This window comes from Sphingopyxis sp. OAS728 (genome assembly GCF_014873485.1).
GTDB lineage: Bacteria > Pseudomonadota > Alphaproteobacteria > Sphingomonadales > Sphingomonadaceae > Sphingopyxis.
On record NZ_JADBDT010000001.1, the window covers coordinates 3,168,178 to 3,182,850 of the forward strand.

General features: G+C 65.6%; 14 protein-coding genes. 9 read left to right on the top strand and 5 right to left on the bottom strand.

Annotation, left to right across the window (positions count from 1 at the left end):
* Positions 1 to 99 precede the first annotated feature (99 nt).
* On the top strand, positions 100 to 555 hold the full coding sequence (gene tadA, locus GGC65_RS15005) for a tRNA adenosine(34) deaminase TadA (protein WP_192647893.1): 456 nt from the start codon (positions 100 to 102) through the stop codon (positions 553 to 555).
* Here the strand turns inward: tadA and GGC65_RS15010 are convergent.
* Positions 552 to 1,253, bottom strand: a complete 702-nt coding sequence (locus tag GGC65_RS15010) for an NAD-dependent deacylase (RefSeq protein ID WP_192647894.1) — start codon at positions 1,251 to 1,253, stop codon at positions 552 to 554. The genes tadA and GGC65_RS15010 overlap by 4 nt on opposite strands.
* Positions 1,254 to 1,380: 127 nt before the next feature.
* Here GGC65_RS15010 and dapB point away from each other — a divergent pair, with 127 nt between their 5' ends.
* On the top strand, positions 1,381 to 2,109 hold the full coding sequence (dapB, locus tag GGC65_RS15015) for a 4-hydroxy-tetrahydrodipicolinate reductase (RefSeq protein WP_192647895.1): 729 nt from the start codon (positions 1,381 to 1,383) through the stop codon (positions 2,107 to 2,109).
* A 5-nt stretch (positions 2,110 to 2,114) separates the two neighbouring features.
* Positions 2,115 to 2,786, top strand: a complete 672-nt coding sequence (gene nth, locus GGC65_RS15020; protein WP_192647896.1) for an endonuclease III — start codon at positions 2,115 to 2,117, stop codon at positions 2,784 to 2,786.
* 3 nt (positions 2,787 to 2,789) lie between these two features.
* Here nth and bdcA read toward each other — a convergent pair whose 3' ends face one another.
* Positions 2,790 to 3,503, bottom strand: coding sequence for an SDR family oxidoreductase (gene bdcA / locus GGC65_RS15025; protein WP_192647897.1), 714 nt, complete (start codon positions 3,501 to 3,503; stop codon positions 2,790 to 2,792).
* Between the two features lie 76 nt (positions 3,504 to 3,579).
* Between bdcA and GGC65_RS15030 the strand changes: the two genes are divergently transcribed.
* From GGC65_RS15030 to GGC65_RS15040, 3 genes are all read left to right on the top strand, one after another.
* The gene (locus tag GGC65_RS15030; RefSeq protein WP_192647898.1) at positions 3,580 to 4,170 is read left to right on the top strand and encodes a TetR/AcrR family transcriptional regulator; all 591 of its coding nucleotides are present in this window, start codon (positions 3,580 to 3,582) and stop codon (positions 4,168 to 4,170) included.
* A gap of 58 nt (positions 4,171 to 4,228) precedes the next feature.
* Positions 4,229 to 5,602, top strand: a complete 1,374-nt coding sequence (locus GGC65_RS15035) for a M20/M25/M40 family metallo-hydrolase (RefSeq protein WP_192647899.1) — start codon at positions 4,229 to 4,231, stop codon at positions 5,600 to 5,602.
* A 72-nt stretch (positions 5,603 to 5,674) separates the two neighbouring features.
* On the top strand, positions 5,675 to 6,058 hold the full coding sequence (locus GGC65_RS15040; protein WP_192647900.1) for a cupin domain-containing protein: 384 nt from the start codon (positions 5,675 to 5,677) through the stop codon (positions 6,056 to 6,058).
* On the opposite strand, the gene GGC65_RS15045 is transcribed toward GGC65_RS15040, so the two are convergent.
* Complete coding sequence (locus GGC65_RS15045; protein ID WP_225940839.1) at positions 6,055 to 6,651, bottom strand: TetR/AcrR family transcriptional regulator; 597 nt, start codon at positions 6,649 to 6,651, stop codon at positions 6,055 to 6,057. The two genes, GGC65_RS15040 and GGC65_RS15045, sit on opposite strands and share 4 nt — an antisense overlap.
* A 33-nt stretch (positions 6,652 to 6,684) precedes the next feature.
* Here GGC65_RS15045 and GGC65_RS15050 point away from each other — a divergent pair, with 33 nt between their 5' ends.
* The 3 genes from GGC65_RS15050 to GGC65_RS15060 all read left to right on the top strand — a co-directional run bounded on the left by GGC65_RS15050 (position 6,685) and on the right by GGC65_RS15060 (position 10,788).
* Entirely contained in the window at positions 6,685 to 7,851 is a 1,167-nt protein-coding gene (locus GGC65_RS15050; RefSeq protein WP_192647902.1) for an aromatic ring-hydroxylating oxygenase subunit alpha, read from the top strand.
* Between the two features lie 109 nt (positions 7,852 to 7,960).
* Positions 7,961 to 9,172 (top strand): FAD-dependent oxidoreductase, encoded by a 1,212-nt coding sequence (locus GGC65_RS15055; RefSeq protein ID WP_192649557.1) that lies wholly within the window; start codon positions 7,961 to 7,963, stop codon positions 9,170 to 9,172.
* Positions 9,169 to 10,788, top strand: coding sequence for a phytoene desaturase family protein (locus tag GGC65_RS15060; protein ID WP_192647903.1), 1,620 nt, complete (start codon positions 9,169 to 9,171; stop codon positions 10,786 to 10,788). Before GGC65_RS15055 ends, GGC65_RS15060 begins: the two co-directional genes overlap by 4 nt.
* On the opposite strand, the gene GGC65_RS15065 is transcribed toward GGC65_RS15060, so the two are convergent.
* Both GGC65_RS15065 and GGC65_RS15070 read right to left on the bottom strand, forming a co-directional pair.
* Positions 10,750 to 12,108, bottom strand: a complete 1,359-nt coding sequence (locus tag GGC65_RS15065) for an APC family permease (protein WP_192647904.1) — start codon at positions 12,106 to 12,108, stop codon at positions 10,750 to 10,752. The genes GGC65_RS15060 and GGC65_RS15065 overlap by 39 nt on opposite strands.
* A 4-nt stretch (positions 12,109 to 12,112) precedes the next feature.
* Positions 12,113 to 14,545 (bottom strand): TonB-dependent receptor, encoded by a 2,433-nt coding sequence (locus GGC65_RS15070; protein ID WP_192647905.1) that lies wholly within the window; start codon positions 14,543 to 14,545, stop codon positions 12,113 to 12,115.
* Between the last annotated feature and the right edge of the window lie 128 nt (positions 14,546 to 14,673).

Genomic DNA, 14,673 nt, shown 5'->3' on the forward strand with positions numbered 1-14,673 from the left:
GCACTTCCCGAAAAACGGAGAGTAGAGGACCGGAGTGAGCCGGGAAAGGCGCGCGCTTATCGGCTTGCAGGAGATTCGTCAAGCGAATAGGCCGCTTTTATGGCCTCATTCCCGCTCCCCGAACCCATGCGCCGCGCGCTCGATTTGGCCCGCATTGCCGCAGAATGGGGCGAGGTGCCCGTCGGTGCGGTGATCGTCAAGGATGGCGCGATCATATCCGAGGGCCACAACCGTCCGCGCGAATCGCACGACCCGACCGCGCATGCCGAAATCGTCGCGATTCGCGCTGCGGCGGCAAATCTCGGCAACGAGCGGCTCGACGGCTGCGACCTTTATGTGACGCTCGAACCCTGCGCGATGTGCGCCGGCGCGATCGCCCACGCCCGAATCGCGCGCCTCTATTATGGTGCCGACGACCCGAAGGGCGGCGCCGTTGTCCACGGCCCGCGGACCTTCGCGCAGCCGACGATCCATCACCGGCCCGAAATCTACGACGGGATCGGGGACAGCGAGGCGGCGGCGCTCCTCCGCGACTTTTTTGCGGCGCGGCGCTAGCCGAGCATCTCGTCGACCCACGCCGGTACCAGCACGCCTGCGGGCCCATGCCGTGCTTCGTCGAACCAGTGCGACCCCTGGCTCGGCTCCATATTGAGTTCGAGTGTGCGTGCGCCCGACGCGCGCGCTTCGCGCACGAACCCCGCAGCGGGATAGACCGCACCCGACGTGCCGATCGACACGAACAGGTCGGCACGGTTCAGCGCATGATAGATGTCCTCCATCCGGTACGGCATTTCGCCGAACCACACGATATCGGGGCGGAGCAGCCCCGCGACGCCGCACGCGGGACACACCGGCCGGTCGAGCAGCGGCCCGGTCCAGGGCACGCGTGCGTCGCACCCGGTGCACCAGGCATTGAGATGCTCGCCATGCATATGGATCAGCCGCTTCGCGCCCGCGCGCTCGTGGAGATCGTCGACATTCTGCGTGACGATCAGCAATTCGCCCGGCCACAGGGCGTCGAGCCGCGCGAGCGCTTCGTGCGCGGCATTGGGCGCCTTGGTCTGGATCGCCGCGCGCCGCATGTCGTAGAAGCGCAGGACGAGGTCGGGATCGCGGGCAAAGGCTTCGGGGGTCGCGACGTCCTCGACGCGGTGCTGTTCCCACAATCCGCCGCCGTCGCGGAAGGTGTCGATGCCGCTTTCGGCCGAAACGCCGGCGCCGGTGAGGATCACGATATTGTTGATGTCGCTCATGACCCCTCTCTATCCGCTCGTGTCGAGCGAAGTCGAGACACCCGTGAATGTGGTACAAAGCTGCGGGGCATCTCGACTTCGCTCGATGCGAACGGCTAAGGGGGTGCCGAAATTCAGGGGACAGGTCATGACCAGCATCGGCATTATCGGCAGCGAAGGACGGATGGGCGTCGCGCTCGCCGTCGCCATATCCGAAGCGGGGCAGCGCAGTTGCGGCGTCGACAAGGGCGGCAACGTCCTGAAACTGGCGAGCGACGCCGACGTGCTCGTCGATTTCTCTTCACCCGCCGCGCTCGAGGCGACGCTCGACGCCTGTGTCGCCGCGAAGACGCCGATCGTGATCGGCACGACGGGGCTCGAGGAGCGCCATCATTATCTGATCGACGATGCCGCGAAGGATATCGCGGTGCTCCAGACCGGCAACACCTCGCTCGGCGTGACGCTGCTCGCGCATCTGGTGCGCGAGGCGGCGACGCGGCTCGATGCCGACTGGGATATCGAGGTCGTCGAAATGCACCACCGGATGAAGGTCGATGCGCCGAGCGGCACCGCGCTGCTGCTGGGGCAGGCGGCAGCCGAAGGGCGCGGGATCAATCTCGAAACAAGCGCCGAACGTGGCCGCGACGGCATGACCGGTGCGCGGGGGCGCGGGAGCATCGGCTTTGCCAGCTTGCGCGGTGGCACCGTCGCGGGCGATCATGACGTGGTCTTCGCGGGCAATGAGGAAATGATCACGCTGTCGCACCGCGCCGAAAATCGCATGATCTTCGCGCGCGGCGCGGTGCGCGCGGCGCTGTGGCTGATAAACCAGAAGCCCGACCGCTATACGATGCCGCAGGTGCTCGGGCTGCACTGATCGCCATGAAAAAGGCCGATATCTTCGAATTCTACCGCCGTCTCGCCGAGCTCAACCCGAGCCCCGAGACCGAGCTCGAGTTCGGCAACACCTACCAGCTGCTCGTCGCCGTCGTGCTGTCGGCGCAGGCGACCGACGTCGGGGTGAACAAGGCGACGCGGCTGCTTTTCCAGGATGTGAAGACGCCGCAGCAGATGCTCGACCTCGGCGAGGACGGGCTGAAGCAGCACATCAAGACGATCGGGCTGTTCAACGGCAAGGCGAAGAATGTCATCGCGCTTTCCGAAATTCTCGTCCGCGACTTCGGCGGCGAAGTGCCCGCCGACCGCGACACGCTCGTCGAACTGCCCGGCGTCGGGCGGAAAACCGCCAATGTCGTTATGAACTGCGCCTTCGGGGCGGAGACCTTCGCGGTCGACACGCATATTTTCCGCGTTGGCAACCGCACCGGCCTCGCGCCGGGAAAGACGGTGCTCGCGGTCGAAAAACAGCTCGAAAAGAACACGCCTGCTCCGTTTCGCGTCGGCGCGCATCACTGGCTGATCCTCCACGGCCGCTATGTCTGCAAGGCGCGCACGCCCGAATGCTGGCGTTGTCCGGTCGACGACCTCTGCCGCTACAAACCCAAGACGCCCGCGCCGAAGGGCCGGGGACGCGCCGAAGCCGTCCCCGGCTGATCGTCACGCGCCGAACGCGCCGTCGATCGTGTGCATCGCGCCGGTGACGAAGCCGGCTTCGGGGCCCGCCAGCCATGCGACCATGCCCGCGACCTCTTCGGGGCGCCCATGGCGCTTGATCGCCATGAAGCTGTGCATCAGCTCGCGCATCGGGCCGTCCTCGGGGTTCGCATCGGTATCGATCGGGCCGGGTTGCACGATGTTGATCGTGATTCCGCGCGGGCCGAAATCGCGCGCCAGCCCGCGCGCCATGCCCTGCAGCGCCGATTTGCTGAGCGCATAGGAGGCCATGCCGGGAACGGGCATGCGGTCGCCGTTGACCGATCCGATCACGATGATGCGGCCGCCCTCGGGCATCTGCCGCGCCGCCTCGACCGAGGCATGATAGGGCGCGTTGACGTTGACGCGGATCAGCCGGTCGACGTCGTCGGGATCGAGGTCGAGCGCGTCGCCGAACAGCGCGAAGCCGGCGTTGACGACGAGCACATCGAGCGGGCCGCTCTCGCGCACCCGCGCGATCACCGCGTCGCGGTCGCCGCTGTCGGTCGGCACCGCGCTGGTGCCGGTCTCGGTCGCCAGCTGCTCGGCCGCCTCGCGCGAGCCATTATAGGTGAAGACGACATTCGCGCCGTCGGCGGCGAAGCGGCGAACGATCGCCGCGCCGATCCCGCGACTGCCGCCGAGGACGAGAACCGATTTTCCTTGGAATTCGGACATTGGGAGACTCCTTGCTTATTAGTGTAGGGATAACTACATAAAATCGCACAAGCCATCGTCAAGGTATTTTGTAATTGTGACTACAAATAAATCCAGATCGCGCGGTCGCCCGCGCCGGTTCGATCCCGAGGCGGCGGTCGCGACGGCGCAGCAGCTTTTTCACGCGCGGGGATACGACGCCGTCAGCGTCGCCGATGTCACCGATGCGCTCGGCATCAATCCGCCCAGCTTCTATGCCGCCTTCGGCAGCAAGGCCGGGCTTTATCAGCGCGTGCTCGATCATTGGACGGGTACCGAGGCGATCCCGCTCATCGACATATTGCGTCCGGACGTCCCTGTCGCCTCTGCCCTCGCAGCCATGCTGGAGGAGGCCGCGCGGCGTTATGCGTCCGATCCCGCGGCGGGCGGTTGTCTCGTGCTCGAAGGAACGCGTTGCAACGACGAGGGCGCGCGCGAAGCCGCCCGCGCGCTCAATCTCGGTGCCGAGGAATTCATCCGTGACTATATCGCGGCCCGCCACCCCGAGGCCGCCGACGAAGTGACCGATTTCGTATCGACGACGATGTCCGGGATGTCGGCCAAGGCGCGGAGCGGCCACGACCTGCCCCGCCTCCTCGCCACCGCGCGTCTCGCCGGCAGCGTCCTTGCGCAAATCCTGCCTGCCTGATCGCCGCTTGTCGGATGCCCTCTTGCGAAGCCGCGCGGACGCGGCATAGTCCGCCGCCATGCGCATGTCATACAGCCCGCTCGCCCTCGCCGCCGCCTTGCTGGCCGCCGCACCCGTCCACGCCAAGCCCGCCGATACCGAGGCGGCGAAAAAGATCCTGAAGGACAGCATCGCGATCCCGACGGTCGAGGGGCGCGGTCAGGTGCCCAAGCTCGCAGCCTATTATGCGAGCGTGCTGAAAGCCGCGGGCTATGCCGACAGCGATATCGTCATCACCCCGATGGGAGAGACCGCGACCTTCGCCGCGACGCTCGCCGGGACGGGCAAGGGCAAGCCGATCGTGCTGCTCGGCCATATGGACGTCGTCGAGGCCGATCCCAAGGACTGGACGCGCGACCCCTTCGTGCCGGTCGAGGAGGAAGGTTATATTTTCGGTCGCGGGTCGGAGGATAACAAGTTCGACGTCTCGATGATGGTCGCGACGATGGCGCAATTGAAGAAGGACGGCTTCAAGCCTAAGCGCTCGATCATCCTTTTGCTCTCGGGCGACGAGGAAACCTCGATGATGACGACGCGCGCGCTGGCGGCAAAGTATAAGGGCGCCGAATTCGCATTGAATGGCGACGGCGGCGGCGGGCTGATCGGCGAGGACGGCAAGCCCAAATATTACGGGCTGCAGGCGGGCGAGAAGACCTATGCCGACTTCACGCTCGAAGTCACCAATCCCGGCGGGCACAGCTCGCGCCCGTCGGACACCAATGCCATCGTTCAGCTGTCGAACGCGCTCGCCAAGGTCGGCGCCTATCGCTTCACGCCGCAGCAGAACGAGCTGACCAAGGTCGGCATGCCGATCGTCGCCGACCAGGTCGGCGGCGACATCGGCGCGGCTTTGAAGGCGTTCGCCGCAAACCCGGCCGATGCGAAAGCCATCGCCGCGATCCGCGCCGACCCCGAATATATCGGCCAGATCGGCACCACCTGCGTGCCCACCATGACCAAGGGCGGCCATGCCGAAAATGCGCTGCCCCAGCGCGCGACCGCGAACATCAACTGCCGCATCTTCCCCGGCGTGCCGGTCGAAACGGTGCGCGCCGAACTCGAACGGGTGATCGGCGATCCCGCGGTCAAGGTGAACACCGATCCCGACGCGAGCGCCAGCGACGCTTCGCCGCTGCGCCCCGACGTCGTCGCGGCGGTGACGAAGGCGGTGCATGCGCGCGCACCCGGCCTGCCGATCATCCCGTCGATGAGCGCGGGCGCCACCGACAGCTATCATTTCCGCATCCAGGGCGTGCCGAGCTATGGCGTCGCGGGCCTCTTCTCGAAGGCGAGCGACAGCTATGCGCACGGGCTGAACGAGCGCGTGCCTGTCGACGCAATCGCGCCCGCGCTCGCGCATTGGGACAGCCTGCTGCGCGACCTGTCGAAATAGGCGGCCTCTCCCGCATCCAGCCCCTTTTGAGAATCATTCTCATTTGATAGGCTGGGTGCGGGGAGAGTTGCCATGTCGATATTCCTGCGCCGCGCCGCGGTTCATGTCCTGACGGCAGTCACGGGTGCGGCGCGCGCCCTGCTCGGCCGCAAGGGGCTGCCGGCACAGCCATTGTTCCGCAGTTTCGGCCTCTATCGCGGCATCTATATCGGCGGCATCGCGATGAAACAAAGCACGGGGTGGGAAATGCACCCCGACGGCGACGAGGTGCTGACGCTGCTCTCGGGCCAGTTCGATATCGTCCTCGATGAAGGCGGCGTCGAACGGACGATCGCGCTGGCGCCCGGACAGGGCGCGCTCGTCCCGCGCGGCGTCTGGCACCGCATGGTCATCAAGGTTCCGGGTGAGCTGCTTTTCCTGACTCCCGGCGACACCACCGAGCATCGGCCGCTCTAGGCCGGAAGCAAGGCTTCGACCGCGCGCTCGACCATCGTCACCGCCGCTTCGGCGCCGAAACTGCTCGAATCGAGCGACAGTTCGAGCCAGAGCCCGTCGACCATCGCGGTCAGCATGATGGCCAATCGCCCGGCATCGGCCGCGCCGCATGCGGTCAGCAGTTCGCCCAGCCGCTCGCGATAACCGGCGTAACTTTCCGCATGGATGTCCGCCATCCGAGCATCGCTGCGGGCGAGCGCCCAGAAGGCGGTCCATGCGCCGAGCAGTTCGGGATCGGTCACCGGCGGGCGGAAGCTTGCGGTCAGGTAAGCGGTCAGCCGCGTGCGCGGATCGCCTCCCGAACCCTCGACCGCGCCCGCGAAAATCGCGTCCATCCGGTCGCTCGTCGCCTGGTAGGTCGCGGCGACCAGGTCGTCGATGCCATCGAAATAATGGCGCAGCAGCCCCGGCGAGACGCCCGCCTTCGCGCAGATGGCGCGAACATTCGTGCCCGCCAGCCCATGCTCGGCCAGACACGCCGCCGTCGCCTCGATCAGGTCCGCCCGGCGGGCGTCGGCGCTTTCGCGCGTAAAGGCTTGGCGAGCGGCGGTCATCTTGTTATACATCTGTACAACAAGGATCGACTCATGGCAACGCTGCGCGACACTTTCGACAACATCGACCCGCTCGACGGATGGTCGCTCCCCGCCTGGACCTACAGCGATCCCGATTTCTATGCGGCGGAAATGGAACGGATCTTCCGCCCGAGCTGGCAGGTCGTCTGCCACGACAGCGATATCCCGAACGTCGGCGACTGGCACAGCATCGACTATTGCGGCGAGAGCGTGATCCTTGTGCGCGGTACCGATCGCCATGTGCGCGCCTTCACCAATGTCTGCCGCCATCGCGGCTCGCGGCTCGTCGACGGTGCGGTGGGCTGCGCGAAGAAGCTCGTCTGCCCCTATCACGCCTGGACGTACGAGCTCGACGGCCGGCTGACCGGCGTGCCCGATAGCGCGAGCTATCCGACGCTCGACAAGGGCAAGGCCGGGCTCGTTCCCGTCGGGCTCGAACAGTGGCGCGGTTTCTGGTTCGTACGGCTCGAGGACGACGGCGGCCCGTCGGTGGCGAGCATGATGGCGCCCTATGAGGCGCAGGTCGCCCCGTATCGCTTCGAGGAACTCGGCGCGCTCGGCCGCGTCACGCTGCGCCCGCGCGAGGTGAACTGGAAGAATGTCGGCGACAATTATTCCGACGGCCTCCACATCCCTGTCGCGCACCCCGGCCTCACGCGCCTGTTCGGCAAAAGCTATGGCGTCGAGGCGGAGGATAATGTCGACCGCATGTGGGGCGATCTGATCGACCGGCCGTCGGTCAATTGGTCCGAACGCATGTACCAGCGACTGCTGCCGTCGGTTCCGCACCTGCCCGAAGCCAATCAGCGCCACTGGCTCTATTTCAAGCTGTGGCCCAATGTCGCGTTCGACATCTATCCCGATCAGGTCGATTTCATGCAGTGGCTGCCGACCGGGCCGACGACCTGCCTGATCCGCGAGATCAGCTATGTCCTGCCCGACGAGCGCCGCGAGATGAAGGCCGCGCGCTACCTCAACTGGCGCATCAACCGCCAGGTCAATGCCGAGGACACCGAACTGATCACCCGCGTCCAGCAGGGCATGCAGTCGAAAAGCTTCACCATGGGGCCGCTCAGCGACAAGGAAGTCTGCCTCAAGCATTTCTGTTCGCGGATGCGCGACCTGATCCCCGAGGCGCGGCTGGAGCGGGCGCCGAAGGCGGGATGGAGTCGGCAATGACCATTTCTTTCCCGTTCGCATCGAGCGCAGTCGAGATGCCCATCGTGAGAGCGCGGCCTCACGGTGTCTCGACTTCGCTCGACACGAGCGGAGAATAGAGGTGGTCGATATGCCTCCCGTGGTGATCGTCGGCGGCGGCCCCGCCGGCATGGTCGCGGGCCTGCTCTTTGCGCGCGCCGGGGTGCCTGTCACCATCCTCGAAAAGCACGCCGACTTCCTCCGCGATTTCCGCGGCGACACCGTGCATCCCTCGACGCTCGAATTGTTCAACGAGATCGGGCTGCTCGACGAGTTGCTGAAAGAGCCGCACGCGGCGATCGACACGATGACGCTCAACCTGATGGGCGAGCAGTTCACGATCGCGACGATGAAGCACCTGCCCGTCGCGGCGCGCTTCGTCGCGATGATGCCGCAATGGGACCTGCTCGATTTCATCGCTGGGCAGGGCAAGCGCTATCCGACCTTCGACCTGCGCATGTCGAGCGAGGCGACCGGGCTGACTTATGACGATGCGGGCCGCGTCAGCGGCGTGACGCTCGCCAGCGGCGAGACCTTGCCTGCGCGACTGGTGATTGCGGCGGACGGCCGCCGCTCGGTGCTCCGCGACGCCGCCGACCTGCCGCTCGAAGACCTTGGCGCGCCAATGGATGTGCTGTGGTTCCGCATCCCCGTGCCTGCGGGCATGGACATGTCCGAGGTCGCGCTCGGCACGATCGACAAGGGCGGCATGGTCGTCGCGATTCCGCGCGGCGATTATTGGCAATGCGCGCAGATCATCGAAAAGGGTGGCTTTGCGCCGATCGGGGCGCGGGGGATTGCGGCCTTCCGCGACAAGGTCGTCGAGATCGCGCCGGGCCTCGCCGTCGGGATCGACGCGATCCAAAGCTTCGACGATGTGAAATTGCTCACGGTCGCGCTCGACCGGCTCACCCGCTGGTCGCGCCCCGGGTTGCTCGCGATCGGCGATGCGGCGCATGCGATGTCGCCCGTCGGCGGTGTCGGCATCAACCTTGCGGTGCAGGATGCGGTCGCGGCGGCAAACATTCTCGCAGCGCCGCTCGCGGCGGGTGCCGATCCCGACCCGTTGCTCGCCAAGGTGCAGGAGCGTCGCTGGACGCCGACGACGCGCATGCAGGCGATCCAGCGTTTCGCGCACCGGCGCGTCATCGAACCGATGCTGCTGGGGCAGATCACGCGCGTGCCGCTCGCAGTGCGCCTGCTCGACGCCATCCCGCTGCTGCGCCGCATCCCGGGCCGTGTCCTCGGCCTCGGTTTCGGCCGCCAACATGTTCAATCCCCGCTTGCGAAAGAGTTTTCATGACCAAAGCCTATGACGCCCTGATTATCGGCGCCGGCCACAACGGCCTCGTCTGCGCCTTCTATCTCGCCAAGGCAGGGCTCAAGGTGCGCATCGTCGAGGCGCGCGACGTCGTCGGCGGCGCCGCGGTGACCGAGGAATTCGCGCCGGGGTTCCGCAATTCGGTCGCGAGCTACACGGTCAGCCTGCTCCAGCCGAAGGTGATCGCCGACATGAAGCTCGCCGATCATGGCTATCGCGTGATCGAACGGCCGATCAGCAACTTCCTGCCGCAGGAGGATGGCGGCTACCTCAAGCTCGGCGGCGGGCTCGAACGCACGCAGAAGGAGTTCGCCCGCTTCTCGGCGCATGACGCGGCGCGCCTTCCCGAATATTACGACATGCTCGAGGGCGTCGCCGACGTGCTGCGCGACCTCGCATTGAAATCGCCGCCCAACGTCGGCGACGGGTTCAAGACGCTGATCGATGCGGCGCGGCAGGGGCGCGGGCTCACCAGGCTCAGCCTGTCGCAGCAACGCGACGTGCTCGAACTTTTCACCAAATCCGCGCGCACCTTCCTCGACAGCTGGTTCGAGAGCGAAGCGGTCAAGGCCGCCTTCGGCTTCGATGCGGTGGTCGGAAATTACGCCAGTCCCGACACGCCGGGCAGCGCCTATGTCCTCCTCCACCACGTCTTCGGAGAGGTCAATGGAAAGAAAGGCGCGTGGGGCCACAGCGTCGGCGGCATGGGCGCGATCACCCAGATGATGGCGAAAGTCTGCACCCAGCTTGGGGTCGAGATCAGCCTCGAAAGCCCGGTCGACAAGGTGCTCGTCGACGGCGGCAAGGCGGTCGGGGTCAAGCTGGTCGGCGGCGAAGAAATCGCCGCGGCGCGCGTGATCGCCAATGTCGGACCCAAGCTGCTCTACGAACGGATGATAGGCGAAGGCGATATCGCCCCCGAATTCCGCCGCCGCATCAGGGCGTTCAAGGCGGGCAGCGGTACCTTCCGCATGAATGTCGCGCTCAGCGAGCTGCCGCGCTTCACCTGCCTCCCCGAACCCGGCGAGCATCACCAGTCGGGGATCATCATCGCCCCGACGCTCGACTATATGGACAAGGCGTTTCTCGACGCGAAGGAACATGGCTGGTCGAAAAAGCCGATCGTCGAGATGCTCATCCCCTCGACCGTCGACGACAGCCTTGCGCCCCCTGGTTGCCACGTCGCCAGCCTCTTCTGCCAGCAGTTCGCGCCCGAGCTTCCGGCCAACCCCGATGGAAGCGCGCGCGACTGGGATGCCGAGGAAGGCAAGGCGGCCGACACGATCATCGACACCGTCGAGGCCTATGCCCCCGGCTTCCGCGCGTCGATCGTCGGGCGCCAGATCCTCAGCCCCAAGGGCCTCGAACGCAAGTTCGGGCTTGTCGGCGGGGACATCATGCACGGCAATATGAGCCTCGACCAACTGTGGTCGGCGCGCCCGGTGCTCGGCAACGGCGCCTATCGCGGGCCGCTCAAGGGGCTCTATATGTGCGGTGCAGGCACGCATCCCGGCGGCGGAGTCACCGGCGCACCGGGGCATAATGCCGCGCAGGTGATCCTACGCGACCGCGGCCTCTTCGCCCCCAAATGGCGTTGAGGGGGGCGCTGAACGCCGCATGAGCAAATAGATCGGCAAGCCTGCGGCGGTCATCACGAGACTCCACAGGCTTGCCTCGAGCCCGGCGCCGTAAAAGGCCCAGGCGCTGTAGAGGAAGCCGATGATCGTCGCGGCGGCAAAGCCCGTCGACATCTTGATCGCACCGCGGCGTTCGAGCCAGAAGGCCGCGGCAGCGCCGACGATATAGAGGATGATCGCGGTCGAGGTCGTGACCTTGACCATGAAGGCGAAGAGGTCGGCGAGCCCGCGCGAATAATTGGCGTAGACGATGATGCTTGCGAGCCCGCTCGACACGAGCTGGGTGATCCAAGGCGAAGCGAACTTGTTATCGCGTGCGAACGCCTGCGGGAGTAGGCGCCGGTGCGCGAGGTCGCGCGGAATGTCGCCTTGCAGCAGCACGAAGCCGTTGAGCGCGCCGAGCGCCGCGATCGCGGCGAACAGCGCGACGACCTGCCCCGCCTCGGGGCTGACCAGCCGCGAAAAGAAGGTCGCATAGGCTGCGTTCGACTGATGCAGCACATCGACGGGGACCATCAGCGTCACCGTCGTGCACGACAGGAGGTAGAGCAGCCCCGTCGCCGCGGCGGCGATGATCGTCGCGCGCGGGATCGTGCGTTCGGGGTCTTTCACGCGGTCGCTGACGACGCAGGCGCTTTCGAAGCCGAGCAATGCGAACAAGGTCAGCGTCGCCGCCGAACTGACGCCCGACAGGCTGATCGGTTCGGTGCCCGCCATCGTCGGCGGCGGCGCCGCGCCGGTGCCGAGCGCCCAGACGCCAACGAGCACCGCGCCGACCACGGGGATCAGCTTGAGCCCGAGCGTCAGCAATTGCGCCCCGCCCGCACGGCGCACGCCGGCGAGGTTGACGAGCGTGAAGAACCAGATGCAGCCGATCGCGATCCACGCGGGCAGGGCGCCCTTTTCGCCGAGCCACGGCATCAGGATCGACATGTTGCTGATCGCCGCCACCGCGAGCGTCGCGACGACGGTCCAGCAGCTGATCCAGTAACTCCACGCGACGATAAAGCCCGTTCCGGGCCCGAAGGCGGAGGCGGCATAGGTGAAGGCGGCGCAGCCCTCAGGCAGGCGCTTGGCGAGGCGCGCGAACACGACCGCAAGACACAGCGTGCCCGCGATCGACACGCCCCAACCGATGACGGCATTCCAGCCGAGCGGCGCCAGATCGCGCGGCAGCAGGAACACGCCCGACCCGATCATATTGCCCATGCCGAGCGCGATGCACATCAAAAGGCCGAGCTTTTGGCCCGGCCTTTCGTTGTGTGGTTGCAAATCGGTCACCCGATCAGAAATCCTTGCTGACCTTGATCCCGATCAAGCGCGGCCGGATGACATTGTCGTAAAAGACGCCGCCGCCCGGCGTCACGCCATCGGCGTCGCCGCAGACCGTCTCGCCGCACTGGACCGCGCTGTTGATCACGCCGCGGCTGTCGAACAGGTTGGTCGCGAACAGCTCTGCGCTCCACGCGTCGCCCTTCACCCCGACGCTGATGTCGGCGGTCGTATAGGCCTTGAAATCGCCGACGATGTCATTTTCGAGCGTGCGCAGGTCGGACCGCCGTTTGCCGATATGATTGACCGCGAACTGGACGTGCCCGTCCATCCCGCCGATCGGGAATTCATAGCGCGCGACGGCATTGCCCTTGAACTTCGCGGTGACCGGCAGGCGTGAACCCGACGGGGCGAGCAGATCGTTGCCCGGCGTCGTGCAGTCGAAATCGGCGTTCGCAATGGCGCAGAAATCGCGGCGAATCGTCGCATCGTTATAGCTGCCGCCCATGCCGAGCGAGAAGCCGCCCGAACGATAGCTGACGTCGGCCTCGATCCCGCGGATGCGCGCGATACCGGCATTGCGCACTTCGCTGAGCCCGTTGGCGCCGAGGAAGGAGAGCTGGATGTTCTTCCAGTCCTCCTGATAGACCGCGCCGTTGAAGCGGACGGGACCGAAACTGGTCTTCCACCCGAGCTCGTAGTTATCGAGCGTGTCCGAGCCGTAGGGCGGGAGTGAGCCGCGGCGGTTGATGCCGCCGGGACGGAAGCCGCGCGACCAGGTCGCGTACATCATCACATCGTCGGTGAATTTGTACGTCAGGTTCAGCTTGTGGATGAAGTCGGTTTTCTTCGTCCGTTTGTCGAGGTTGGTGCACGGCGAGCCGTCGACGACCGCCGGTCCCTGACACGCATAAACCGGATTGCTGCTGAAACCGGGGTTGTTGTAGCCGAAGAAGCCGACAAGGCTGTTGTCGAACTTGTAGAGGCGGCCGCCACCGGTCAGCGTCAGCTTGTCGGTGATGTCGAAGCTGAGTTCGCCGAAGGCAGCATAGTCGCGGTCGACGCGTTGCTGCTTGGTAAGCCAGATATTGTCGACGGTGGTCGGCACCTCCAGATCGTCGGACAGATTGTCGATGATATAATGTTGTTCGATATTGTGCGACTGGCGCTGGTAGAACAGACCGCCGATAAAGCGGATGCGCGCATCGGCGGGTGAGGCGACGCGGATTTCGCCGAAATTGCGGCGATAGCGATCGATGCCCTTGATATACTGGTTCGGACTGATCTGGTCGCCGGCGTTGTCGTAGAGATAGACCGCCGAACCGAAGAGCGCGTCGTAGAAATAGGCGTAATCCGAATAGTCGCTGTCGGTCAGCGTCTTGCGGCGCAGGTGACCGCCGGTGACCGTCAGATCCCAATTGCCGATCTTGCCCTCGATCGTCAGCGCCGCCTGGATCCATTTATCGTCGCTGCGTTCGGGGTTATACTGCACCGTCTGCAGGCTGCGCGTCACCGCCGACGAGCGTTCCTGCGCAAAGCTGCCGTTCGCTTTCTGGATCTGCCCCATCAAGGTCGGGCGGATCGTCCAGTCGTCGTCGAGCTCGATGCCGAGCGCGAGGCGGCCACCATAGGTGTCGACGGTGTTGTAATCCTTCTCGACCAGATCGGCGTTGTTCTGCGTGATGTCGTCGCCGGGCAGGTTGATGACCGTGTCATTCTCGCCATCGCCGTCGGTGTCGGTGTTCTGGCTGATCGGATAGACGCGGGTGCCCGCGATATTGTCGATATAGCCCGCGTCGTGGCGGTACCAGCCGACAATGCGGAGCGCCGCGCGGTCGCTGAGCCGCGCATTGACGAAACCTTCGGCAACGCCGCCGATGCCGCCGCGCGTCACGCTGTTGAGTTCGAGCCCGACCGAGCCATAGGTGCCGCTGGTGTCGGGCCGGTTGGTGACCAGCTTGATCGTACCCGCCATCGAGCTTGCGCCATAGAGCGTGCCCTGCGGTCCCGCGAGCGCCTCGACGCGCGCGAAGTCATAGGCGTGGATGTCGAGCGCGCCCTGAATGGTCGTGATCGGCATTTCGTCCAAGTAAGTGCCGACCGTCGGCAGCGAGGTCGAGTGGTTGGCGTTTTCGCCCGACGCGACGCCGCGGAAATAAACCTGGCTGAACCCCGGCGCGAGCGTCTGGATCGTCACCGACGGCAGGAATTTGACGACGTCCTGGAATTCCTTGACCTGCAATTCCTGAAGCCGCTCGTTCCCGATCGCGGTGATTGCCAGCGGCACATCCTGCAGATTTTCTTCGCGCTTCGACGCGGTGACGACGATGTCGCGGTCGTCGTCGGTGTTGTTTTGCTGGGCCAGCGCGGTTCCCGACGTGCACAGGATCGTGCTGCCGAGCAGGAACGCGCCACTCTTGGTAAGCACTGCCGATAGTTTCCGCATGGAATCCCCCTCAGATGACAGTCATATGACGTGAGAATGACGCGGCGCGGCGCAAGCGCAAGCATTGTTGTGCAGTGCAGCGGTTGTTGGTCGAAAATGTCGCATGCTGTTGCCTAAAGGCAACGTTT

Bases quoted from the DNA above. Each gene is read 5' to 3' on its own strand.
- tadA (WP_192647893.1), top strand. From the start codon at position 100: ATGGCCTCATTCCCGCTCCCCGAACCCATGCGCCGCGCGCTCGATTTG.
- GGC65_RS15010 (WP_192647894.1), bottom strand. From the start codon at position 1,253: ATGAGCGACATCAACAATATCGTGATCCTCACCGGCGCCGGCGTTTCG.
- dapB (WP_192647895.1), top strand. From the start codon at position 1,381: ATGACCAGCATCGGCATTATCGGCAGCGAAGGACGGATGGGCGTCGCG.
- nth (WP_192647896.1), top strand. From the start codon at position 2,115: ATGAAAAAGGCCGATATCTTCGAATTCTACCGCCGTCTCGCCGAGCTC.
- bdcA (WP_192647897.1), bottom strand. From the start codon at position 3,503: ATGTCCGAATTCCAAGGAAAATCGGTTCTCGTCCTCGGCGGCAGTCGC.
- GGC65_RS15035 (WP_192647899.1), top strand. From the start codon at position 4,229: ATGCGCATGTCATACAGCCCGCTCGCCCTCGCCGCCGCCTTGCTGGCC.
- GGC65_RS15040 (WP_192647900.1), top strand. From the start codon at position 5,675: ATGTCGATATTCCTGCGCCGCGCCGCGGTTCATGTCCTGACGGCAGTC.
- GGC65_RS15045 (WP_225940839.1), bottom strand. From the start codon at position 6,651: ATGACCGCCGCTCGCCAAGCCTTTACGCGCGAAAGCGCCGACGCCCGC.
- GGC65_RS15050 (WP_192647902.1), top strand. From the start codon at position 6,685: ATGGCAACGCTGCGCGACACTTTCGACAACATCGACCCGCTCGACGGA.
- GGC65_RS15055 (WP_192649557.1), top strand. From the start codon at position 7,961: ATGCCTCCCGTGGTGATCGTCGGCGGCGGCCCCGCCGGCATGGTCGCG.
- GGC65_RS15060 (WP_192647903.1), top strand. From the start codon at position 9,169: ATGACCAAAGCCTATGACGCCCTGATTATCGGCGCCGGCCACAACGGC.
- GGC65_RS15070 (WP_192647905.1), bottom strand. From the start codon at position 14,545: ATGCGGAAACTATCGGCAGTGCTTACCAAGAGTGGCGCGTTCCTGCTC.